At 75.2% G+C, this 26,686-nt stretch carries 2 protein-coding genes; both read left to right on the forward strand.

The window, feature by feature from the left end; translation table 11 throughout:
• Window positions 1–584 precede the first annotated feature (584 nt).
• A complete protein-coding gene (locus tag HNP84_RS21350; RefSeq protein WP_185051516.1) occupies window positions 585–14,894 on the forward strand; it encodes a type I polyketide synthase in 14,310 nt (4,769 codons plus the stop codon).
• A gap of 39 nt (window positions 14,895–14,933) precedes the next feature.
• Window positions 14,934–26,686: type I polyketide synthase (locus HNP84_RS21355; RefSeq protein WP_185051517.1), on the forward strand; the 11,753-nt coding region annotated here is incomplete at its 3' end.

The following is a 26,686-nucleotide window of genomic DNA, read 5'->3' on the forward strand; positions in this document are numbered from 1 at the left end:
AAATATGGGCATCATGGCCGTGGAAGTGAATCGCGGGGCGGTTCGATCGCCACACCGGCGGCACGGAATGCGCAGCAAAGATCGACCGGCCGCTCCGTCATGCTTGCTGCCGGCCGTGAACGACATCAGGTGATGCGGCGCCGGGGGGTCTCCATCGCCTGACCGGCACCGTACTATGGGCCCGCACCATGTCGCATCCAGGGGAATCAGGCCCGCACGACTACGTTCAACGGGGCCACATCTTGTCGAACACTCACTGAATGGAGCGGGCCGTGTTCAACTGCTGAGAGTACACAGTTGAACGCCGTCGTCCCGCCGGCGCGCGTATTCACCCGGGTCCTCGGCGACCTTGTTCAACCGGGTAATTCCTCAGTTGAACAAGGGTCGCCGAGGTAGGTTGCGTGGCTTCTGCCGCACGGTTAGCATCCCTGTCGAACGTGATTCACGTTCGGTCGTATCTCTGGTTTCTCGCGAAGATGTTGTCGCATTTGTGGATATTGTTTCAGTGGCGTTGAGCCGCTCCGTCCGCTCCACGGCGGGGTCATGGGAAAGCTCATGTCGAGCGATCAGGGAATGGCGACTGAATGTCTAACGAGGAAAAGCTCCGCGATTACCTGAAGCTGGTGACCGCCAATCTCCAGCAGACGCGCCGCCGTCTGCGCGAGGTGGAGGAACAGAGTCAGGAGCCGATCGCGATCATCGGCATGGGCTGCCGGTTCCCCGGTGGAGTGCAGGCCCCGGAGGACCTGTGGGAGCTGCTGACGGCGGGCACCGACGCCGTCTGCGGGCTCCCGGGCACTCGCGGCTGGGACCTTGACGCCCTGTACGACCCCGACCCGGCCCATCCCGGGACGTCGCACGTGCGCTCGGGCGGATTCGTCCACGACGCGGGGGATTTCGATCCCGGGTTCTTCGGGATCAGCCCGCGCGAGGCCCTGGCCATGGACCCGCAGCAGCGGCTCCTGCTGGAGACCTCGTGGGAGGCTCTGGAGCGGGCCGGGATCGAGCCCGGGTCACTGCGAGGCTCGTCCACCGGCGTGTTCGCCGGCGCCAGTATCTCCGGTTACGGCAGCGCCCTCCAGGACGGCGACGGCAGCCTGGAGAGCCACCTCCTCACCGGCACCGCCAACAGCGTCATCTCCGGCCGGGTGGCCTTCAGCTTCGGCTTCGAGGGCCCGGCCGTCTCGGTGGACACGGCCTGCTCGTCCTCCCTGGTCGCCCTGCACCTCGCCGTCAAGGCCCTGCGCTCCGGCGAGTGCGGCCTGGCCCTGGCCGGGGCCGTGACCGTCCTGGCCAGCCCCACCTGGTTCGTCTGGGGCAGCCGGCAACTGGGGCTCGCCCCCGACGGGCGGTGCAAGCCGTTCTCGGCCGCCGCCGACGGCATGGGGCTGGCCGAGGGCGCGGGCATGCTCGTGCTCGAACGGCTCTCCGACGCCCGCCGGCACGGGCACGAGGTTCTCGCCGTGATCCGGGGCAGCGCCGTGAACCAGGACGGCGCCTCCAACGGACTGACGGCCCCCAACGGGCCCTCCCAGCAGCGCGTGATCCAGGCGGCGCTGGCCGCCGCCGGGTTGACCCCGGCAGACATCGACGCGGTCGAGGCACACGGCACCGGCACGGAGCTGGGCGACCCGATCGAGGCGCAGGCGCTCCTGGCCGCCTACGGGCACAACCGCGACCCTGAGCGGCCGCTGTGGGTCGGCTCGGTGAAGTCCAACATCGGCCACACCCAGGCCGCCGCCGGGATGGCCGGACTGATCAAGATGGTGCTGGCCCTGCGGCACGGCGTCCTGCCGCGCACCCTGCACGTCGATGAACCGACCCCGCACGTGGACTGGTCCGGCGGGGTGCGGCTGCTGAGCGAGGCGGTCGGCTGGCCCGCCGGTGACCGGCCGCGCCGGGCGGGGGTGTCTTCGTTCGGGATGAGTGGCACCAACGCGCACGTCATTCTGGAGGAGGACCCGGCCGCGGAGGAGAACCCGGCGGAGGACGCCGGCGAGCCGGCCGCCGCGGCCGAGGAAGCCCCGGCCCTGCCGGTGCTGAGGGGGGCTCCGGCCGCCTGGCTGGTGTCGAGCCGGTCCGCCGCCGGGCTGCCGGCTCAGGCCCGGCGGCTCGCCGCGTTCCTGGCGAGCAGGTCCGGCGCGGAGCAGGCCGGCGACACCGGCCCTGCCGGCCCCGCCGATGAGGTCACCGATATCGGCTGGTCGCTGGCGACCACCCGGGCGACGTTCGAGCACCGCGCCGTGATCCTCGGCGCGGATCTCGGCGAGCTGACCTCCGGGCTGTCGGCGGTGGCCGCCGGCGATCCGGCCCCCGGGGTGGTGTCGGGGGTGGTTCCGCCCGGCGGCACCAGCCGGGTGGGCTTCCTGTTCGCCGGGCAGGGGGCGCAGCGGGCCGGGATGGGCCGGGAGCTGTACGCCGCGTCCCCGGTCTTCGCCTCGGTGTTCGACCAGGCGTGTGCCCTGCTGGAGGCCGAACTCGGGCTGCCGGTCCGGGAGGTCGTCCTGGGGGATGACGACGACGAGCGGGCGGATCAGACCGTCTACGCGCAGGCCGGGTTGTTCGCGGTGGAGGCCGGTCTGGTGGCCGTGCTGGCGGCGGCCGGGATCGTCCCGGACGCGGTGGCCGGTCATTCGGTGGGTGAGATCGCCGCGGCTCATGCCGCCGGGGTGCTGAGCCTGGCCGATGCCTGCCGGCTGGTGGCGGCGCGGGGCCGGCTGATGCAGGCCCTGCCCGATGGCGGGGCGATGGCCGCCGTCGAGGCCACCGAGGCCGAGATGGCCGAGGCCCTGGACGGTCTGGACGGTGTGGAGCTGGCGGCCGTGAACGGCCCTTCGTCGGTGGTCGTCTCCGGTGACGCCGAGGCGGTCGATGGGCTGATCGAGGTCTGGCGGGAGCGGGGCCGGCGCGTACGCCGGCTGCGGGTCAGCCACGCGTTCCACTCGGCCCGGATGGACCCGGCGCTGGCCGAGCTGGACGCCGTGGCCGCCGGGCTGGACCACGGTGTCCCGGCGGTGACATGGGCGGGGGCCCTGACCGGAGAGCCGATCACCGCCCCCGATCCGGGCTACTGGACCGCGCAGGCCCGCCGGCCGGTGCGGTTCGCCGACGCCGTGACCACCCTGGCCGGTCAGGGCGTCTCGGTGTTCATCGAGATCGGCCCGGACACCACCCTGTCCGCGCTGGGGCAGGCCGCGCTGGCCGGTCCCGCCGCCGGCGACGGTGGCGAATCGGCGCCCGGCGCCGGCTTCATCCCGGTGCTGCGGCCGAGGACTCCCGTCCGGGAATCCGTGCTGACCGCCTTCGCGCGTGCGCACGTCCGTGGCGTCGCGGTGAACTGGGCCGCCGTGCTCCCGCCCGGACGGCGGGTGGCGCTGCCGACGTACGCCTTCGCGCGCCAGTGGTTCTGGGCCAAACCCGCAACGTCCGGCATCGCGACCGGAGAGGGCGCGAGCACCGAGGCGGAACGACGCTTCTGGGCGGCGGTCGAGCGGGGCGACCTGGCCACCGTGGCCGGCACGCTGGCCGTGGACGCGAGCCGCCCGCTCAGCGAGGTGCTGCCCGCGCTGTGGTCCTGGCGGCAGCGCGAGCGTCATGAGGCGGTGACCGCCAACTGGCGGTACCGGATCTCCTGGGAGCCGGTCACCGACCCGGGCCCGGCCCGGCTGTCCGGGACCTGGCTCGTGGTGGCCGACGCGGCGGCCGGCGGCCTGAGCGCCGAACTCCTGCCGGTTCTGAGCGCCCGTGGCGCCGAGCCGGTCCTCGTCGAGATCGCCCCCGATCAGACCGGCCGGGAGGCCCTGGCCGCCCGGATGGCCGAATCGCTCACCGCCGCCGGGTCCGCGCCGGTGGCCGGTGTGCTGTCGCTGCTGGCGCTGGACGAGACTCCGCTGCACGGGTTCCCGGTGGTCCCCGCCGGGCTGGCCAGGACGCTGGGGCTGGTGCAGGCGCTGGGCGACGCCGGCGTCCAGGCCCCGCTGTGGGTCCTCACCCGCGAGGCGGTGGCGACCCGGCCCGGCGAGGCGCCGGCCGGACCGGCGCAGGCGCAGGTGTGGGGACTGGGCCGGGTCGTCGCGCTTGAGCACCCCGGCCGCTGGGGCGGGCTGATCGATGTGCCCGCCACGCTGGACGAGCCGGCCGCCGGGCGGCTGGCCGCCGTGCTGGCCGGATGCGGCGAGGACCAGGTCGCGATCCGCGGCGCCGGAATCCTCGGCCGCCGCCTGGTGCGGGCCTCGCTCGCCCACGACGGCGGGGAACGCCGGACGGCCCGAGGCACCGCGCTGATCACCGGCGACGCCGGGACGATCGCCGGCACCACGGCCCGCTGGCTGGCCGAGCGCGGCGCGGAGAACCTGGTCCTGGCCGGCCGGTCCGGCCCGGCCGCGCCGGGCGCGGCGAACCTGGCGGCGGTGCTCGCCGGCTCCGGAGCCACCGTCGGCGTCTTCGCCGCCGACCTCGCCCGCCGGGACGAGACGGCCGGGCTGCTCGACCGGATCGGCCGGGGCGAGACGCCCCTGACCGCGGTGTTCCACACCGCGGGCGCGGAGCAGGCCACCGCCGTGGCCGACACGACCGTCGCCGACCTGGCCCACGTCCTGGGCGAGAAGGCCGCCGGCGCGATCTGGCTGGACGAGCTCACCCAGGCGATGAATCTGGACGCGTTCGTCCTGTTCTCCTCGATCTCCGCGACCTGGGGCAGCGGCCGGCAGGCCGGGTCCGCGGCGGCGAACGCCTTCCTGGACGCCGTGGTGGACGGCCGGCGCGGGCGGGGCCTGGCGGCGACGTCGGTCGCCTGGGGCCCGTGGGCGGGCCTGGGCCTGGCGAACGGCGACGACGGCGAGCAGATGCGGCGCCGCGGGCTGAGGCTGATGGACCCGGACCAGGGGATCCGCGCGCTGGGGCAGGCCCTGGACAACGCGGACACGTCGGTGACGGTCGCCGACGTGGACTGGTCGCGGTTCGCGGCGACCTTCACCCTGCGGCGGCCCAGCCCGCTGATCGCGGGCCTGCCCGAGGTCTCGCCGCCCGCCGACGCCGGTTCCGCCGCCCCGGTCTCCGTGACCGCACTGGGACGGCAACTGGCCGGCCTGCCCGCGCCGGAGCAGACCCGCATCCTGCTCGACCTCACCCGGTCCCGGATCGCCACCGTCCTCGGCCACGCGTCGATCGAGGACGTCCAGGCCGACTGGGCCTTCACCGACCTCGGCTTCGACTCCCTGACCGCCGTCGAACTCCGCGACCGGCTCAACGCCGCGACCGGCCTGCGGCTGCCCGCCACGCTGGTGTTCGACCACCCCACCCCGATGGCGGTCGCGGAATTCCTCCGGTCCCGGTTGACCGGCGACGCCGAGAGCGCCGGCCGTGCCACCGCCGCCGTCCTCCGGTCCGCGGCTCCCGACGAGCCGATCGCCATCGTCGGCATCGGCTGCCGTTTCCCCGGCGGCGTCGAGACCCCCGAAGGGCTCTGGGAGCTGCTGGCCGCGGGGACGGACGTGATCGGCGAGTTCCCGCGCGACCGCGGCTGGAACACCGAGGACCTGTTCGATCCCGATCCGGACAATGAGGGCACCTCCCACATCCGGTCCGGCGGATTCCTGCGCGCGGCCGGCGAGTTCGACCCCGGCTTCTTCGGCATCAGCCCGCGCGAGGCGCTGACCATGGACCCCCAGCAGCGGCTGCTGCTGGAGACGTCGTGGGAGGCGCTGGAGCGGGCCTGCATCGACCCCTCCTCGCTGCGCGGCAGCCGGACCGGGGTGTTCGCCGGCGGCACCTTCTCCCACTACGGCGCCGGCGGGTCCGAGGGCACGCTCGACGGCGGCCTGGTGACGGGGACCGCGACCAGCGTGCTGTCCGGCCGGGTGTCCTACACCCTCGGCCTGGAGGGGCCGGCGCTCACGGTGGACACGGCCTGCTCCTCCGGCCTGGTCGCGCTGCACCTGGCCGCCCAGGCGCTGCGCTCCGGCGAGTGCACGCTGGCCCTGGCCGGCTCCGCGTACGTGGTGGCCAGCCCGCTCATGTTCACCGACTTCAGCCGGCAGTTGGGACTGGCCCCGGACGGCCGGTGCAAGGCGTTCTCCGCCGACGCCGACGGTATGGGCGTCGCCGAGGGCGCGGGCATGCTCGTGCTGGAGCGGCTGTCCGACGCCTGCCGGAACGGGCGCCGGGTGCTCGCGCTGGTGGTCGGCAGCGCGGTGAACCAGGACGGCGCCTCCAACGGCCTGACCGCGCCGAACGGCCCGTCCCAGCAGCGGGTCATCCGCGACGCCCTGGCCAGTGCCGGGGTGAGCGCCGCCGACGTGGACGCGGTCGAGGCGCACGGGACCGGGACCCCGCTGGGCGACCCGATCGAGGCCCAGGCCCTGCTGGCGACCTACGGGCAGGACCGGCCGGAGGGCCGGCCGCTGTGGCTGGGGTCGGTGAAGTCGAACATCGGTCACGCCCAGCAGGCGGCCGGAACGGCCGGACTGATCAAGATGGTGCTGGCCCTGCGGCACGGGCTGCTGCCGCGCACGCTGCACGCGCAGGAGCGTTCCCCGCACGTGGACTGGTCGGCGGGCGACGTACGGCTGCTGACCGAGGCGCGTCCGTGGTCGCCGGGCGACCGGCCGCGCCGCGCCGGCGTCTCCGCGTTCGGGATCAGCGGGACCAACGCCCACGTCATCCTTCAAGAGGCCCCCCCGAGCGCAGAGGACACCGCCCCGGGCGCAGAGAACACCGCCCCGGCGGCGGACGACACCGCCCCTGCCGGTGAGGGCACCGCCCCGGACGGGACCGGCGGCGCCGAGCCGATGACCGCCGCGACTCCGCCCGTGCTGCCGGCCGCCCCACCGGTGTGGTTGCTGTCGGCCCGGTCGCACGCCGGGCTGGCCGCCCAGGCGCGGCGGCTGGCGTCCTTCGTCACCGCCGCTCCGGAGCTGGATCCGGCCGATGTGGGCTGGTCCCTGGCCGTGTCGCGATCGGTGTTCGAACACCGGGCCGCCGTGGTCGGGGCGGACCGGGACGAGCTCATGGCGGGGCTGTCGGCTCTGGCCGCTGAGGGCCGGGCCCCGGGAGTGTCCACCGGGCTCGCGTCCGGCGTCGGGAAGATCGCGTTCGTGTTCCCCGGTCAGGGCGCGCAGTGGGCCGGGATGGGCCGGGAACTGGCCGCCTCGTCGCCGATCTTCGCGGCCCGGCTGGCCGAGTGCGGCGCGGCGCTGGCGCCGTACGTCGGCTGGTCCCTGGACGACGTGCTGGCCGGCCGCGAGGGCGCGCCCGGGCTGGAGCGCGCCGATGTCGTGCAGCCGCTGCTGTGGGCGGTGATGGTGTCGCTGGCCGCCGTCTGGGAGGCGGCCGGGGTGACGCCGGACGCCGTCGTCGGTCACAGCCAGGGGGAGATCGCGGCGGCGTGCGTCGCCGGGATCCTGTCGCTGGAGGACGCGGCGAAGGTGGTCGCGGTGCGCAGCCGGGCCCTGTCCGGGCTGGCCGCGTCGGCCGGGATGCTCTCGGTGGTGATGCCGGTCGCCTCGGTCGAGGAACTGCTGGCCGCGAACGCGAGCTGGACGGAACGGCTTTCGGTGGCCGCCGTGAACGGCCCGGCGACCACGGTGGTCTCCGGCGACCTGGAGGCCCTGGACGACTTCGAGCGCGAACTGTCGGCCCGGCGGGTGCTGCGGTGGCGGATCCCGCAGACCGACTTCGTGGCCCACTCGGCCCGGGTCGAGGAACTGCGGGACGGCCTGGTCCGGGACCTGGCCGGGATAACCGCGCGGGCGGGCCGGGTGGCGATGTTCTCGTCGGTGACCGGCCGCCGCGCCGACGGCCCGGAACTGGACGCGGGGTACTGGTACGCGAACGTCCGCGAACGGGTGCGCTTCCAGGACGCCGTCGTGGCGCTGGCCGAAGCGGGGTGCCGGACGTTCGTCGAGGTGTCCCCGCATCCGGTGCTGACCTCGGCGATCAGCGAGACCCTCGAAGAAGCTGGGGGCCCGGCCGATCCGCTCATCACCGGCACGGTGGAACGGGAGGCCGGCGGGCCGGCCCGATTCCTGGCCTCGCTGGCCCGGGTGCACGTGCGCGGGGTGAAGGTCGACTGGGCCCGGGTGCTGCCGGCCGGACGTCTGGTCGAGCTGCCCACCTACGCCTTCCAGCGGCAGCACTACTGGCTCCACCAGGCCGGCGCACGCCCGGCCTCGGCGCGGCGGCGTGACTCCTCGGTGCTCGACGACTGGCGCTACCGGGTCTCCTGGGCCCCGGTAGCCGACCCCGCACCGGCCCGGCTGTCCGGAACCTGGCTCCTCGTGGCCGGGGAGTCCGGCGCGACCCGGGCCGAGGAGGTCACCCGCGCCCTGACCGGGCACGGAGCCCGCGTCGCCGGAATCACCATCGACCCCGCCGGTTTCGACCGGGAGGCGCTGGCCGATCGGATCCGCGCCATCGCCGGCGAGGGTCCGGTAGCGGGTGTGCTGTCCCTGCTGGCGCTGGACCAAACGCCCCTGGCCCGATGGCCCTCCGTGCCCGCCGGCCTGGCCGGGACGCTGACCCTGGTGCAGGCGCTGGGCGACGCCGGCATCGCGGCGCCGCTGTGGGTGGCGACCTCCGGCGCGGTCGCGACCGCCCCGGAGGAGGCCCTGACCGGCCCGGTGCAGGCCCAGGCATGGGGTCTGAGCCGGGTCGCGGCGCTGGAACACCCCGACCGCTGGGGCGGGCTCGTCGATCTGCCCGCCGGCCTGGACGAGCCCGCCGCCGCCCGGCTCGCCGCCGTGCTGGCCGGGTGCGACGAGGACCAGGTCGCGATCCGGGCCGGCGGGATCCGGGCCCGGCGGCTGGTCCGAGCCCCGCGGCCGGGCCGCGACGGTGAACCGTGGACGCCGCGCGGCAGCGTCCTGATCACCGGCGGCACCGGCGCGATCGGCGGGCACGTCGCCCGCTGGCTGGCCGACGGCGGCGCTCCTCGGGTGGTTCTGGTCAGCCGGTCGGGCCCGGCCGCGGCCGGAAGCGCCTCGCTGGCGGCCGAGCTCGCGATCCGCGGCACCACCGTCGAGATCCTGGCCGGCGACACCGGGGACCGGTCCGACCTGACCGGGCTGCTGGAGCGGATCGCGGCGACCGGCCCGGCGCTGACCGCCGTGATGCACACCGCCGGCGTCGTCGACAACGGCATCCTGGACCGGCTCGACCCGGCCCGGCTGGCCTCGGTCCTGGCGGCCAAGGCCACCAGCGCCGCCCTGCTGGACGAGCTGACGGCGGACCTGGACCTGGACGCGTTCGTGCTGTTCTCCTCGGCCGCCGCGACCTTCGGAGCCGGCGGCCAGGGCAACTACGCGGCGGCCAACGCCTACCTCGACGCCCTGGCCGAGAACCGGAAGGCCCGGGGGCTGCCGGCGCTGTCGGTGGCGTGGGGCCCGTGGGCCGGGGGCGGCGTCGCCCAGGCCAGCGAGGCGACCCGGCAGCGGCTGAGCCGCAACCGCTGGGAGGTCCTGATGGAGCCGCGGCTCGCCGTCCAGGCCCTCGCCGACGCTCTCGGCGGTCCCGACAGCGTGCTGACGGTCATGGACATCGACTGGAAACTGATCGAGTCCAGCGGCGGCGAGCACGAGATGCGGCAGGCGCCGTTCCTGCGGGACCTGGCCGAGGTCCAGCGGATGGCGGCCGCGTCCGGGGCCGGCGCGCGAGTCAAGGACGAGCTGATCGGGCAGCTCGCCGCCCTGCCCCCGGCCCAGCGGGAGCAGAAGCTGATCGGCCTGGTCCAGACCTACGTCGCCGACGTCCTGGCGTACCCCTCGCCCGAGGCGGTCCAGGCCGGGCGGGCCTTCAGCGACCTGGGGTTCGACTCGCTGACCGCGGTCGAGCTGCGTAACCGGCTCAGCGCGGCCGTCGGCCTGCGGCTGCCGGCCAGTCTCCTGTTCGACTATCCGACGCCGGCGGCGCTGGCCGAGCACCTCCGGGCGGAACTGCTGGGCGACGAGTCCACCACCTCGGCGCCGGTGACGACGGCGGCGGCCGACGGCGAGCCGATCGCGATCGTGGGCATGGGCTGCCGGTTCCCGGGCGGCGTCCGGACCCCGGACCAGCTCTGGGAGCTGCTGATCTCCGGCACCGACGCCATCTCCGGCTTCCCCGGCGATCGCGGCTGGGACCTGGACCGTCTCTACCACTCCGACCCCGGTCACAGCGGAACGACGTACGTGCGCGCCGGCGGCTTCGTGCACGAGGCCGGGGAGTTCGACCCGGGCTTCTTCGGGATCAGCCCGCGCGAGGCCCTGGCCATGGACCCGCAGCAGCGGCTGCTGCTGGAGACCTCGTGGGAGGCCCTGGAACGCGCGGGCATCGCGCCGGCGTCCCTGCGCGGGTCACGGACCGGGGTGTTCGTCGGCGGCTACAGCTCCGGCTACGCCGCCGTCGGGCAGCAGACCGGCGCCGACGGCGCCGCCGGCCTGGAAGGCCACCTGATGGCCGGCAACGCGACCAGCGTGATCTCCGGCAGGGTGGCCTACACCCTCGGGCTGGAGGGCCCCGCCGTCACGATCGACACCGCCTGCTCCTCGTCCCTGGTCGCCCTGCACCTGGCCGCGCGGGCCCTGCGCTCGGGCGAATGCACGATGGCGCTGGCCGGCGGCGTCACCATCATGGCCACGCCCTGGGATCTCGTGGTGTTCTCCCGGCAGCGCGGGCTGGCCCCGGACGGGCGGTCCAAGGCGTTCGGCGCGGACGCGGACGGGATGGGGATGGCCGAGGGCGTCGGCGTGCTCGTCCTGGAGCGGCTCTCCGACGCCCAGCGGAACGGGCACCAGGTTCTCGCCGTGATCCGCGGCAGCGCGACCAACCAGGACGGCGCGTCCAACGGGCTGACGGCCCCCAACGGGCCCTCCCAGCAGCGGGTGATCCGGGCCGCGCTCGCCGACGCCCGGCTGTCTCCGGCCGATGTGGACGTCGTCGAGGCGCACGGCACCGGCACACCCCTCGGCGACCCGATCGAGGCCCAGGCCCTGCTGGCCACCTACGGCCAGGACCGTCCGGACGGGCGTCCGCTCTGGCTCGGGTCGGTCAAGTCGAACATCGGCCACACCCAGGCCGCGGCCGGCGTGGCCGGCGTGATGAAGATGGTGCTGGCCCTGCGGCACCGGAGACTCCCGCGCAGCCTGCACTGCGAGACGCCGTCCCCGCACGTGGACTGGTCGGCCGGAGAGGTGCGGCTGCTGCGCGAGACGGTCGAATGGCAGCCGAACGGGCGGCCGCGCCGGGCCGGCGTCTCGGCGTTCGGGATCAGCGGCACCAACGCGCACACCATCATCGAGGAAGCGCCGGGCCTTCCGGCCGAGCCGAACGAATCGATCGAGCCGGCCGAGCCGATCGAGCCGGCCGGGCCGGCCCGGCCGGCCGTGCTGACCGGCGGATCCCGGGCCTGGCTGGTGTCGGGGCGTACGCCGGACGGACTGCGGGCCCAGGCCGCGCGCCTGGCCGAGTTCGTCTCGGCCCGGGCCGATCAGGACCCGGACGACATCACCGACATCACCGACGTGGCCTGGTCGCTGGCCACATCCCGGTCGTCGTTCGAGCATCGGGCCGTGGTCCTCGGCGTGGATCGCGAGACGCTGACGTCGGGCCTGGCCGCGCTCGCGGCCGGCGGCTCGGCGCCCACGGTGGTGAGCGGCGCCGTTCCGGCGGGCCGGCCCAAGGTCGGCCTGCTGTTCGCCGGCCAGGGAGCCCAGCGGGCCGGCATGGGCCGCGAACTGTACGCGGCGTCACCGGCGTTCGCGGCGGCCTTCGACCAGGCGTGCGCGCTGCTGGAGGCCGAACTGGAGCTGCCGATCCGGGAGGTCGTCCTCGGCGACGAGGACGACGAACGGGCGGATCAGACGGTCTACGCCCAGACCGGGCTGTTCGCGGTCGAGGTGGGCCTGGTCGCCCTCCTGGCCGAGGCCGGGATCGTGCCGGACGCGGTGGCCGGCCATTCGGTGGGCGAGATCGCGGCCGCCCACGCGGCGGGCGTGCTGACCCTGGCCGACGCGAGCCGGCTGGTCGCGGCACGGGCCCGGCTGATGCAGGACCTGCCCGCCGGTGGCGCGATGGCCGCCGTCGAGGCGGGCGAGGCCGAGATGGCCGAGACCCTGGACGGCCTGCCAGGGGTCGAGATAGCGGCGGTGAACGGGCCTTCGGCGGTGGTGATCTCGGGTGACTCCGAGGCCGTCGGCCAGGTGCTGGAGACGTGGCGGGAGCGGGGCCGGCGGGTGCGCCGGCTGCGGGTCAGCCACGCGTTCCACTCGGCCCGGATGGATCCCGTTCTGGACGAACTCCGGCGCGTGGCGACGGGACTGGAGCATCGGACGCCCACGGTGACCTGGGCCGGAGCCTGTGACGGCACGATCCTGACCGCCCCCGAGCCCGGCTACTGGCCGGCCCAGGCCCGGCAGGCCGTCCGGTTCGCCGACGCCGTGGCCGCGCTGGCCGGTCAGGGCGTGTCCGTCTTCATGGAGATCGGCCCGGACGCGACTCTCTCGGCGATGGGCCCGGCCGCCCTGCCCGCGGCCGAGGCAGCCCGAGCGGAGACCGAAGCGGCCGGCGCCGCCGAGCCGGTGTTCATCCCGCTGCTGCGGCCCCGGACCTCGGCCGCCGACGCGGTGCTGACCGCGCTCGCCCGCGCCCACGTGCACGGCATCGGCGTGGACTGGACCCGGGTCCTGCCCGCCGGAACCCGGGTGGACCTGCCCACGTACGCCTTCCGGCGGCAACGCTTCTGGCCGCTGGGCCCGCACAAGCTCCGGATCGGGCCGGTCACCGGCGACGACCACGCCGGCGGTGCGGCCGAGGCCCGGTTCTGGGCCGCGGTCGAGTCCGGCGACCGGCCGGCCCTGTCCGAGGCGCTCGCGGTCGATGACCGGAGGCTGGACGACCTGCTGCCGGTGCTCGCCGCCTGGCGCCGGCGCGAACGCGACCGGTCGGCCACCGACACCTGGCGGTACCGGATCTCCTGGGCTCCCGTCGCCGACCCCGAGCCGGTCACGCTGTCCGGAACCTGGCTCGTGGTCACCGGTACGGCCGACGCCGAGCCGGCCGGCCGCTGCGTCCAGGCGCTCACCGGTCACGGCGCCGAGGCCGTCGTCGTCCGGATCAGCGCAGAGACCACCCGGGAGGCGCTGGCCGCCGAACTCGGCCGCGCCGGCGTCGCGCGGGCGAGCGGAGTCGTCTCGCTGCTGGCTCTCGACGAGACGCCGCTGCCGGACCGGCCGGCGGTGACCGGGGGACTGGCCGCGACCCTGAGCCTGATCCAGGCGCTGGGCGACGCACAGGCCCAGGCACCGCTGTGGGTGCTCACCTCCGGAGCCGTGGCCACCGATCCGGGCGAACCACCGGCCCGGCCGCTGCAGGCCCAGGTCTGGGGACTGGGCCGGGTCGCGGGCCTGGAACACCCCGAACGCTGGGGCGGCCTGATCGACCTGCCGGCCGGCCTGGACGACCGGGCCGCCGGCCGGCTGTGCGCGGTGCTGGCCGGCAACGGCGAGGACCAGGTGGCGATTCGCAGCGCCGGCATACGCGCCCGGCGGCTCGTCCGAGCCCCCCGGCCCCAGCGGGACGAGACCTGGAGACCGCGCGGCACGGCCCTGATCACCGGGGGAACCGGGTGGATCGGCGGCCACGTGGCCCGCTGGCTGGCCGGCCGCGGTGCCCCGCGCGTGGTCCTGACCAGCCGGTCGGGCGTGGCCGCGCCCGGTGCCGCCGGGCTCGCCGCCGAGCTGGCCGCCGCGGGAACCACCGTCGGCGTCGTGGCCGCCGACACCGCCCGCCGCGCCGACGTCGCCGGCCTTCTCGGCTGGATCGCCGCCGGCGGCCCCCCGCTGACCGCGGTCATGCACGCGGCCGGAACCGGACAGGCCACCGCCCTCCAGGACACCACCCTGGACGAACTGGCCGGGCTCGCGGCGGTCAAGACCGCCGGGACCACGCACCTGGACGAGCTGACCGCCGATCTCGGCCTCGACGCCTTCGTGCTGTTCTCCTCGGTCTCCGCGACCTGGGGCAGCGGCCTGCACCCGGGCTACGCCGCGGTCAACGCCTTCCTCGACGCCCTGGCCGAGAACCGGAAGGCCCGCGGGCTCCCGGCGCTGTCGGTGGCCTGGGGCCCGTGGGACGGCGACGGCATGAGCGACAGCGAAGGCAAAGCCCAGATGGTCCGGCGCGGACTGCGGCTGCTGGATCCCGGACTCGGGATCCGGGCCCTGAGCCAGGCCATCGACGGCGGCGAGACCGCGCTCACGGTCGCCGACCTCGACTGGGCCGCGTTCGCCCCGACCTTCACCCTGCGCCGGCCCAGCCCGCTGATCGAGAGCCTGTCCGAGGTCGCGGAGGCGCTCTCCGGCGAGGGAACCGAGGCGGACGGCCCGGCCGGGAGCGCCGGCAGCGCCCTGGCCGAACGGCTGGCGGCCCTGCCACGGGACGAGCAGGAGCAGGTGCTGGTGGAACTGGTCCGGACCGAGGCGGCCGGGGTGCTCAGCTATCCCTCCATCGACGACATCCCGGCCGACCGGCCCTTCAGCGACCTGGGCGCGGACTCGCTGACCGCCGTCGAGCTGCGCGACCGGCTCGGCGCGGCCACCGGGCTGCGGCTGTCGGCCACCCTGCTGTTCGACTACACCTCGCCCGCCGCGGTGGCCGGTCACCTGCGCACGATGCTGGTCCCGGAAGGCGTGTCGCCGTCCCAGCCGGTCCTCGCCGAACTCGACAAGCTCGAAACCATGCTCTCCGCCGTCGCCGGCGCGGACGACGACGCGGCCCGGATCACGGCCCGGCTGGAGGCCGTCGTCGCCCGCTGGAAGGAGACCACCACCGGCAGCCGCACGGCGACGGTCGCCGAGGATCTCGAATCCTCCTCCGATGAAGAGGTTTTCGAATTCATCGGAAAAGAGCTCGGAATTCACTGACATGGTCGAAAACGTTGAGGAAAAAATGAGGTTCCGCAGGTGAGCGACGACGACAAGCTCCGCTATTTCCTCCGGCGGGTGACGGCCAATCTTCACGAGACCCGGCAGCGGCTCGGTGAGATGGAGGCGGCCGCCCACGAGCCGATCGCGATCGTCGGCATGGGCTGCCGCTTTCCCGGGGGCGTCCGGAGCCCGCAGGACTTGTGGGAGCTGCTGACCGGCGGCGTCGACGCGATCGGCGGATTCCCTCAGGACCGCGGCTGGGACCTGGAGGAACTGCTCGGAACCGGGCCCGGCTCGGCGGGCACCTCGCACGTGCGCGCGGGCGGGTTCGTGGACGGCGCCGGTGAGTTCGATCCGGGCTTCTTCGGGATCAGCCCGCGCGAGGCGGTGGCGATGGACCCGCAGCAGCGGATGCTGCTGGAGGTCGCGTGGGAGGCGCTGGAGCGGGCCGCGATCGATCCGCTGTCGCTGCGGGGCTCAGCGACCGGCGTCTTCGCCGGCGCGTCGGCGTCGGGATACGGCTGGGGGCTGGGCGCGCAGACCGAGCTGGAGGGCCACCTGGTCACCGGGACCGCGAGCAGCGTGCTGTCCGGCCGGATCGCCTACACCCTCGGGCTGGAAGGACCGGCGGTCACGGTGGACACGGCCTGCTCGTCCGCCCTCGTGGCCCTGCACCTGGCCTCCCGGGCGCTGCGGGCGCGGGAGTGCTCGATGGCTCTGGTCGGGGGCGTCTTCGTGGCGTCCACTCCGGTGATGTTCACCGACTTCAGCGCCCAGCTCGGCCTGGCCCCCGACGGCCGGTGCAAGGCGTTCGGCGACGGCGCCGACGGCATGGGCGTGGCCGAGGGCGCCGGGGTCATCGTGGTGGAACGCCTCTCCGACGCCCAGCGGAACGGGCACCGGATTCTCGCGGTCGTGCGCGGCAGCGCGATGAACCAGGACGGCGCCTCCAACGGCTTGACGGCCCCCAACGGACCCTCCCAGCAGCGGGTGATCCGGGCCGCGCTCGCCGACGCCCGGCTGTCCCCGGCCGACATCGACGCCGTCGAAGCCCACGGCACCGGAACCGCCCTGGGCGACCCGATCGAGGCCCAGGCGCTGCTGGCGACCTACGGGCAGGAGCGGCCCGAGGACCGGCCGCTGCTGCTGGGCTCGATCAAGAGCAACATCGGCCACCCCCAGCAGGCGGCGGGCATGGCCGGGGTGATCAAGATGGTGCTGGCGCTGCAGCACGGCCTGCTGCCGCGCACCCTGCACGCCGATCGGCCCTCGCCGCACATCGACTGGTCCGCCGGCCACGTCCGGCTGCTGACCGAGGCGACGCCCTGGGAGCCGGGCGAGCGCCCCCGCCGGGCCGGCGTCTCCGGGTTCGGCATGAGCGGCACCAACGTGCACGTCATCCTGTCAGAGGCCCCGGCGGCCGAGGCTCCCGGGGCCCAGCCTGACGCCGATGCCGCGGTCTCCGGCGAGAACGCCGAGACGGGCGTACCGGCCGAGCCGGCCGAGCCGGCGCCGGCTCTCCTGCCGGGCGGCCCGCCGGTGTGGCTGGTGTCGAGCCGCTCGGAGGCCGGCCTGGCCGCTCAGGCGCGGCGGCTGGCCGCCTTCGCCGCCGATCGCCCGGACCACGATCCGGCGGACGTCGCCTGGTCGCTGGCGACGACCCGCTCCGCGTTCGAGTACCGGGCCGCGGTGCTGGGCACGGATCAGGGTGAGCTGGCCGCCGGTCTGAACGCCCTCACCGCCGGCGAGCGGAACCCGGGCGTGGTCTCCGGCGTGGTGTCCCGGGTGGGGAAGAAGGTTTTCGTCTTCCCCGGCCAGGGCACGCAGTGGGCCGGGATGGGCCGGGAGATGCTGACGGCGTCCCCGGTGTTCGCGGCCCGGCTGCGGGAGTGCGCGCGGGCGCTGGAACCGCACGTGGACTGGGTGCTGGAGGACGTCCTGCTCGGCCGCGACGGCGCGCCGGGCCTGGACCGGGCCGACGTCGTGCAGCCGGTGCTGTGGGCGGTGATGGTGTCGCTGGCCGCGATGTGGGAGGCGGCCGGGGTCCGTCCGGACGCCGTCGCCGGACACAGCCAGGGCGAGATCGCCGCCGCGTGCGTGGCCGGGATCCTGTCGCTGGAGGACGCCGCCCGGGTGGTGGCGGTCCGCGGCCGGGAGCTGTCGCGGCTGGCCGCGTCGGCCGGAATGATCTCGGTGGTGATGCCGGTCGCCTCGGTGGAGGAGCTGCTGGCGTCGAAGGAGGAGTGGGCCGACCGGCTGTCGGTGGCCGCGGTGAACGGCCCCGCGACGACCGTGGTCTCCGGGGATCTGGACGCGCTGGCCGAGTTCGAGCGGCTGCTGTCGGCCCGGCGGGTGCTGCGCTGGCGGATCCCGCAGATGGACTTCGTGGCCCACTCGCCCCGGGTGGAGGAACTGGCCGGCGGGCTGGCCCGGGACCTGGCCGCGATCGCGCCGCGGACCGGCCGCATCCCGTTGTACTCGACGGTGACCGGCCGGCGTCTGGACGGCCCGGAGCTGGACGCGGCGTACTGGTATTCGAACGTCCGGGAGCGCGTCCGCTTCCAGGACGCCGTGGAGGCCCTGGCCAAGGACGGGTACCGCACGTTCGTCGAGGTGTCCCCGCATCCGGTGCTCACCGCCGCGATCGAGGAGACCCTCGAAGAGGCCGGCATCCCGGATGTTCCGCTGGTCACCGGGACGCTGGACCGGGAGGACGCCGGAGCGCGCCGGTTCCTGGCCGCCCTGGCCCGGGTGCACGTGCGCGGCGTGCCGGTCGAGTGGACGGCGGTGCTCCCGGCCGGGCGCGTCGTCGAACTGCCCACCTACGCTTTCGCCCGCCGGCAGTACTGGCTGTCCCCGGCCGCCCCCGACCTGGCCCCCGTGCCGGGCGAGGCCCGCAGCGCGACCGAGGCCCGGTTCTGGGCCGCGGTCGAGAACTCCGACCTGCGGGAACTGTCCGGGCTTCTGGCCGTCGAACGGCACCCGCTCGACGAGGTCCTGCCCGCGCTGACCGCATGGCGCAAACGCGAGCGTGAACGCTCCGCCATCGAATCCTGGCGCTACCGGGTCTCCTGGGCGCCGATCGCCGACCCGGCCCCGGGCCGGCTGTCCGGCACCTGGCTCCTCGTCACCGGTCCCGGCCAGGACCTCACCGAGCGGTTCCGGCAGATCCTCGCCGGTCACGGAGCCCACGTCGTCCCGGTCACCGTCGGCGAGCCCGACCGGCACGCCGTCGCCGCGGCCCTGCCGAGCACCCCCGTCGCCGGAGTGGTCTCGCTGCTGGCCCTGGACGAGACCCCGCACGCGCGGTTCCCCGACGTGGCCGCCGGTGTCGCCGCGACGCTGGCGCTCGTCCAGGGGCTGGGCGACGCCGGCATCGACGCCCCGCTGTGGGTGCTGACCCGGGGCGCCGTCGCGCCGGCCCCCGCGGACGTCCTGACCGCGCCCGTGCAGGCGCAGGTCTGGGCCCTGGGCCGGGTCGCGGGCTTCGAGCACCGGGACCGCTGGGGCGGCCTCGTCGATCTGCCCGAACCGCTCGACGAGCGGGCGGCGGACCGGCTGTGCGCCGTACTGACCGGGACCCTGGGCGAAGACCAGACCGCCGTGCGCCCCGGCGGGATACTCGGACGCCGGCTCGTGCCGGCCGCGCTGCCCCGGGACGCCGGCGAGCGCTGGCGTCCGCGGGGCAGTGTGCTGATCACCGGCGGCACCGGAGCGATCGGCGGCCACGTGGCCCGCTGGCTGGCCGCCCGTGGCGCCGGCCGGGTCGTGCTCACCAGCCGCTCCGGCGCCGGCGCGGCCGGAGCGGCCGCGCTGGCCGCCGAGGTGGCCGCGAACGGCACCACCGTGAGCGTGGTGACGGGCGACGTCAGCCGCCGCGACGACGTCACCGGACTGCTGCACTGGATCACGGCCACCGGCCCGCGGCTGTCGAGCGTGATGCACACCGCCGGCGTCGTCGACAACGGCATCCTGGACCGGCTCGACCCGGCCCGGCTGGCCTCGGTCCTGGCCGCGAAGGCCACCAGCGCCGCCCTGCTGGACGAGCTGACGGCGGACCTGGACCTGGACGCGTTCGTGCTGTTCTCCTCGGCCGCCGCGACCTTCGGCGGCGGCGGGCAGGGCAACTACGCGGCCGCCAACGCCTACCTCGACGCGCTGGCCGAGAACCGCCGCGGCCGCGGCCTGACCGCGCTGTCGGTGGCGTGGGGCCCGTGGGCCGGGGGCGGCGTCGCCCAGGCGAGCGAGGCCACCATCGCGCGGCTGAGCCGGAACCGGTGGGAGGTCCTGATGGACCCCGCCCTGGCCGTCCAGGCCCTGGCCGAGGCCATCGACGGTGACGACACCGCCCTGGTCGTCATGGACGTGGACTGGTCGCAGATGGCCGGCGCCCCCGGCATGGCCGACCTGCACACCGTTCCGTTCGTCCGCGACCTGCCCCAGATCGGCCGGCTGCCCCGGACGGCCGGCGCCGGGCCGGTGGGCGACGGCGTCCGGGCCGACGGCGAGCCGGCGCGGCGGCTGTCGCGGCTGCCGCGCGCCGAGCAGGACCGGCTGCTGATCGACCTGATCCGGGCCGAGGCCGCCGCCGTCCTGAACTACGCCTCCCCGGACGCGGTCGATGCCGCCCGAGCCTTCAGCGACCTGGGGTTCGACTCGCTCACCGCCGTGGAACTGCGCAACCAGCTCAGCGCGGCCACCGGGCTGAGACTTTCGCCCACCCTGCTGTTCGATCACCCGACCCCGCTGGTGCTGGCCGCCCACCTGCGCACCGAACTGCTGGGCGACCTGCCGGCCCTCCCGGCCGCCGCGACCGCGGCGCCGGTGGACGACGAGCCCATCGCCATCGTCGGGATGGCCGGACGGTACCCCGGCGGCGTCACCGGCCCCGACAGCCTCTGGGAGATGCTGGCGTCCGGCCGCGACGGGATCACCGGAGTCCCGCTCAACCGCGGCTGGGACCTCGACCACCTCTTCGACCCCGACCCCGATCACCCCGGCACGGCCTACGTACAGGCCGGTGGCTTCCTGCACGACGCCGGGCGGTTCGACCCCGGCTTCTTCGGCATCAGCCCGCGCGAGGCCCTGGCGATGGACCCGCAGCAGCGGCTGCTGCTGGAGACGTCCTGGGAAGCCCTGGAACGGGCCGGGATCGACCCGCGGTCGCTGCGCGGCTCCGCCACCGGGGTCTTCGCCGGCGGTTACGCCTCCGGGTACGCGCTCGGGCTGCAACTGGCCCCGGAGGGCTCGGCCGGGCTCGAAGGCCACATGGTGACCGGGAACGCCGGCAGCATCATCTCCGGCCGCGTCTCCTACACCCTCGGGCTTGAAGGACCGTCCCTGACCGTGGACACGGCGTGCTCGTCGTCCCTGGTCGCCGTGCATCTGGCCACCCAGGCGCTGCGCTCGGGCGAGTGCCGCCTGGCGCTCGCGGGCGGGGTCACGATCATGGCGACCCCGGCCGAGCTCGTCGGGTTCTCCAAGCAGCGCGGCCTGGCCCAGGACGGGCGCTGCAAGTCGTTCTCCGCCGACGCCGACGGCATGGGCATGGCCGAGGGAGCGGGCATCATCGTGCTCGAACGGCTCTCGGACGCCCGCGCCAACGGCCATCCCGTCCTGGCCGTGATCCGGGGCACCGCGGTGAACCAGGACGGCGCCTCCAACGGGCTGACGGCCCCCAACGGCCCCTCCCAGCAACGGGTGATCCGGGCCGCGCTGGCGAACGCCGGGCTCCGGCCGGCCGACGTGGACGCGGTGGAGGCGCACGGGACCGGCACGGTGCTCGGCGACCCGATCGAGGCCCAGGCCCTGGCGGCCACCTACGGGCGCGACCGGGACCCCGAACGGCCGCTGTGGCTCGGATCGGTGAAGTCCAACATCGGCCACGCCCAGGCCGCCGCCGGGGTGGCCGGGGTGATGAAGATGGTGCTGGCCCTGCGGCACCAGCGGCTTCCCCGGACCCTGCACTCGCACGAGCCCTCCCCCCACGTGGACTGGGCGGGCTCCGGGCTGCGGCTGCTGACCGAGCCCGTGCCGTGGCCGGCGAACGGGCGGCCACGCCGGGCCGGGATCTCCGGGTTCGGGATCAGCGGCACCAACGCCCACGTCATCATCGAGGAAGCGCCCGAACCCGTTGAGACGCCGGCCGCGGACGAGCCCCGGCCGGCCGTGCTCACGACGACGCCCGCGTGGCCGGTGTCCGCCCGCACCGCCGGCGCCCTGGCCGCCCAGGCCGAACGGCTGGCCGACTTCGTGAGCGCCCGCCCGGCCCTGGACCCGGCGGATGTCGGCTGGTCGCTGGCGACCGGCCGGTCGGCGTTCGAGCACCGGGCCGTGATCGTCGGCGCCGATCGGGACGAACTGCTGTCGGGGCTGACCGCGGTGGCGGCGGGCGAGACCGCGAACACCGTGATCAGCGGGGTGGCCCCGGCGGGGCCGCCGCGGGTCGGGTTCGTGTTCGCCGGTCAGGGCGCTCAGCGGGCCGGAATGGGCCGCGAGCTGTACGCCGCCTCGGAGGTGTTCGCGGCGGCCTTCGACCAGGTGTGCGCGCTGCTGGAGCCGGAGGTCGGGCTGCCGGTCCGTGAGGTCGTCCTCGGCGAGGAGGACGACGAACGGGCGGATCAGACCGGGTACGCGCAGGCCGGTCTGTTCGCGGTGGAAGTGGCGCTGGTCGCGGTGCTGCGGGCGGCCGGCGTGGTCCCGGAGGCGGTGGCCGGTCATTCGGTGGGGGAGATCGCGGCGGCGTACGCGTCGGGCGTCCTCACCCTGGAGGACGCCTGCCGGCTGGTCGGAACGCGGGCGCGGCTGATGCAGGCCCTGCCCGAGGGCGGCGCGATGGCGGCGGTGGCGGCGACCGAGGCCGAGATGCTCGTGACGCTGGAGGACCGGCCGGGCGTCTCGGTGGCCGCCGTGAACGGCCCGTCCTCGGTGGTGATCTCCGGTGACGACACCGCCGTAGACGCGGTCGTCGAGATCTGGCGGGAGCGGGGCCGGCGGGTGCGCCGGCTGCGGGTGAGCCACGCCTTCCATTCGGCCCGCATGGACCCGGTGCTGGACGAGCTCGGCCGGGCGGCGGCCGGCCTGGAGCACATGGCGCCCGCCCTGACCTGGGTGGGGACGCTGAGCGGTGACGTCGTCACGGTCCCGGACGCGGGCTACTGGGTGCGGCAGGCGCGTGAGCCGGTCCGGTTCGCCGACGCCGTCACCACCATGGCCGGCCGGGGGATATCGGTCTTCATCGAGATCGGCCCGGACGCGACGCTGTCGGGGATGGGGCTCGCCGTCCTCGCCGCCGCCGCGGACGACGCCGAGCAGGCCGGCCGGGCCGGTGCCGGGTTCATCCCGCTGCTGCGCGGGCAGGCTCCGGCTCCGGAGTCCCTGCTCGGCGCGCTGGCCCGCGCGTACGTTCACGGCGTCGGCGTGGACTGGGCCGCCGTCCTGCCGGCCGGGCGGCTGGTCGAGCTGCCGACGTACGCCTTCCAGCATCAGAACTTCTGGCCGGGCGGCCCGCAGCGGATGCGCCCCGGCACGGTCGCCACCGGTGGCGGCGGCTCGGCGGCCGAGGCCCGGTTCTGGGCCGCGGTCGAGAACGGCGACCTGGCCGCTCTGGCCGGCGTCCTGGACGTGGACGACGACGAACCGCTCGGCGCGGTGCTGCCCGGCCTGACGTCATGGCGGCGGCGCGAGCGGGAGGAGTCGGTCACGGCCGGCTGGCGGTACCGGACGTCGTGGGCGCCGGTGCACGACCCGTCGCCGGCCCGGCCGGTGGGGACCTGGCTGGTGGTCGGTGCCGGTGAGGAACCGGCGCAGGAGTGTGTCCGGGCGCTGACGGCCCGGGGCGCGCAGGCGGTGCTCGTCGAGCTGAGTCGCCACGATGTGGACCGTGAGTCGATAGCGGCCCGGATCGGCGAGGTTCTGGCCTCGGTCGATGGCGTGCCTGTCGGGGTCGTGTCGCTGCTGGCGCTGCGTGAGGGGGCGCTGCCCGGCTTCGACGTGGTGCCGGCCGGGGTCGCGGCCACGCTGGGCTTGGTTCAGGCGCTGGGTGACGCCGGGCTGACCGCGCCGTTGTGGGTGCTGACCCGGGGAGCGGTGGCCGCCGCGCCGGGTGAGGTGGTGGCGGCTCCGGTCCAGGCGCAGGTCTGGGGTCTGGGGCAGGTGGTCGCTCTGGAGCACCCGGACCGGTGGGGTGGGCTGATCGACCTGCCTCCGGTCTGGGATGAGCGGACCGGTGCCCGGTTCGCGGCGGTGCTGGCGGGCTGTGACGAGGATCAGGTGGCGATCCGGGATGTGGGAGTCCTGGGCCGTCGTCTGGTCCGGGCCGATTCCGCTCCCGGCGTCGGGCCGGGGTGGGTGGCGCGGGGGACGGCGCTGGTGACCGGTGGTACCGGTGCGATCGGTGCGCGGGTGGCACGCTGGCTGGCCGCGCGTGGGGCCGAGCGGGTCGTGCTGTCGAGTCGTTCGGGCGCGGGTGCGGTGGGTGTGGCGGGGCTGGCGGCGGAGCTGGCCGAGGCCGGGGCCGGGGTCGTGGTGGTCGCGGCCGATGTCGCCGACCGGGCGGAGGTCGCGGGGCTGCTGGAGGCGGTGGCGGCGGGTGGGCCGCCGTTGCGGGCGGTGGTTCACACGGCCGGGGTGCTGGATGACGGGGTCGTGGATCGGTTGGACGTCTCGCGGCTGGCCACGGTGCTGGGGCCGAAGGCGGGCGGGGCTGCGGTGCTGGATGAGCTGACCGCGGGTCTGGATCTGGACGCGTTCGTGTTGTTCTCGTCCTCGGCCGGGACGTTCGGCGGCGGTGGGCAGGGCAATTACGCGGCGGCGAACGCGTACCTGGACGCGCTGGCGCGGAACCGGCGCGGCCGGGGCCTCGCCGGCACCGCGCTGGCCTGGGGGCCCTGGGCCGGCGGCGGGATGGCGCAGTCCGGCGAAGCGGCCCGGCAGCGGCTCGACCGGGGCCTGCTGCGGGCGATGGACCCGGACCTGGCCCTCCAGGTCCTGGGGCAGGCGCTGGACGACGCCGGTCCGGACGGCGTGCTGACCGTGATGGACGTGGACTGGACGCGGGCGGCGTCCCGGATGGGCGACCTGGGTCAGGTTCCGCTCGTGCGCGACCTGCCCGAGGTCCGCGCCCTCCCGGCCACCGGCGCACCCGGCCAGGACGGGACCGGCACCGATCTGGCCCGGCAGTTGGCCGGGCTGAGCCGGGCGGGCCAGGAGCAGAGGCTCACCGACCTGGTCCGCGCCGAGGCGGCGTCGGTGCTCGGCCACTCCTCCGCTGCGGCGATCGACGCCGACCGGGCGTTCAGCGATGTCGGATTCGATTCCCTGACCGCTGTGGAACTGCGCAACCGGCTGACCGGCCGCAGCGGCCTGCGCTTGCCCGCGACGCTGGTGTTCGACTACCCGACCCCTCGGGCCCTGGCCGAGCACCTGCGGGCGGAACTGCTCGGCGACGCCGACGCCCCGGACCGGGCGCGCGGTCCTGTCGCGGTGGACGGCGACCCGATCGCGATCGTCGCCATGGCCTGCCGCTTCCCCGGCGGTGTGCGCACCCCCGAACAGTTCTGGGACCTGCTGGCCACCAGCACCGACGCGATCTCCGCCTTCCCGGTGGACCGCGGCTGGGATCTTGACAGTCTGTTCGACCCCGATCCCGAACGGGCGGGCACCTCGCACGCCCGCGCCGGCGGGTTCATCCACGACGCGGGCGACTTCGACCCCGGCTTCTTCGGGATCAACCCCCGCGAGGCGCTGGCGATGGACCCGCAACAGCGCATTCTGCTGGAGATCTCGTGGGAGGCGCTGGAACGGGCCGGCATCGAACCGCGCTCGCTGCGGGGCAGTGACACCGGAGTGTTCGCCGGAGCGGGATTCTCCGGCTACGGCGTCGGCGCCGTGGACAGCGGCCTGGAGGGCTACCAGCTCACCGGGATGGCCGCCAGCGTCATCTCCGGCCGGGTCTCCTACACGCTGGGCCTGGAAGGGCCCGCGGTGACGGTGGACACGGCGTGTTCGTCGTCGCTGGTGGCCCTGCACATGGCCGCTCAGTCGCTGCGCTCGGGCGAGTGCTCCCTGGCCCTGGCCGGCGGGGTGACCGTGATGGCGGTTCCGACCGGCTTCTCCGAGTTCTCCCGGCAGCAGGGCCTGGCCTCGGACGGCCGGTGCAAGGCGTTCGGCGCCGGCGCGGACGGGACCGGCTGGGCCGAGGGCGCCGGAATGCTCCTCCTGGAGCGCCTTTCCGATGCCCAGCGCAACGGGCACCGGGTGCTGGCCGTGCTGCGCGGCAGTGCGGTGAATCAGGATGGCGCGTCGAACGGTCTGACGGCGCCGAACGGTCCGTCGCAGCAGCGGGTGATCCGGGCGGCGCTGGCGAGCGCCCGGTTGTCGGCGGCGGACGTCGATGCGGTGGAGGCGCACGGCACCGGGACGACGCTCGGTGACCCGATCGAGGCGCAGGCCCTGCTGGCGACCTACGGGCAGGACCGGCCCGAGGACCGTCCGGTGTGGCTGGGGTCGGTGAAGTCGAACATCGGCCACACCCAGTCGGCCGCCGGCGTGGCCGGGGTCATCAAGATGGTCCTGGCGCTCCAGAACGGTCTGCTGCCGCCCACGTTGCACGCCGATGAGCCGTCCCCGCACATCGACTGGTCCGCTGGGCGGATTCGGCTGCTGAACGAGGCGGTGCCGTGGCCGGCCGCCGACCGCCCCCGGCGGGCCGGAGTGTCGTCGTTCGGAATGAGCGGCACCAACGCCCACCTCATCCTCGAAGAGGCCCCCGCCGCCGAGCCGGACACTCTGGCGGACGTACCCGCGGACACCACTCCGCCGGTGCTGACCGAGGCTCCGGCCTGGCTGGTCTCGGGGCGGAGCCGGGAGGCGCTGCGGGCCCAGGCCGCCCGGCTGGCCGCGCATCTGGACGCCGCTGCCGATGTGAACCCGCTGGATGTGAGCTGGTCGCTGGCGACCACCCGCTCGACCTTTGAGCATCGGGCGGTGGTGCTCGGCGCGGGCCGGGAGGGGTTCCTGACGGGGCTGTCGGCGTTGGCGGCGGGGGAGTCGTCGGCCGGTGTGGTGAGTGGTGTGGCCGGTGCGGTGAGTCCGGTCGTGTTCGTGTTCCCCGGTCAGGGGTCGCAGTGGGTGGGGATGGGCCGGGAGCTGGCGGAGTCGTCGCCGGTGTTCGCGGCCCGGCTGGCCGAATGCGGACGGGCGCTCTCCCACTACGTGGACTGGTCGCTGGACGACGTCCTGACCGGCGCCGAGGGAGCGCCGAGCCTGGACCGGGTCGACGTGGTGCAGCCGGCGCTTTGGGCGATCATGGTGTCGCTGGCGGCGGTCTGGCAGGCCGCCGGAGTGAACCCGGACGCGGTGGCCGGGCATTCGCAGGGCGAGATCGCGGCGGCGGTCGTGGCCGGAATCCTGTCCCTGGAGGACGCCGCCAAGGTCGTGGCGTTGCGCAGCCGGGCGCTGACCGCGTTGTCGGGCCGGGGCGGGATGCTCTCGATCGGCGAGCCGGTCCACGTCATCACCGAGCGGATCGGAGATTGGGACGGCCGGGTGTCGGTGGCGGCGATCAACGGACCCGAGGCCACCGTCGTCTCCGGAGATGTCGCCGCACTGGAAGAGATCGCCGCGGAGTGTGACCGCGCTGGGGTGCGGACGCGTCTGCTGCCGGTCGATTACGCCTCCCATGGGCCGCAGGTGGAGGCCCTGCGGGAGGAGATCCTGGCCGCTTTGGACGGGATCAGCCCGCAGAACGGATCGGTGCCGCTGGTGTCGGCCCTGACCGGCGAGGTTCT

Source organism: Thermocatellispora tengchongensis, assembly GCF_014202315.1.
Taxonomy (GTDB): Bacteria; Actinomycetota; Actinomycetes; order Streptosporangiales; family Streptosporangiaceae; genus Thermocatellispora; species Thermocatellispora tengchongensis.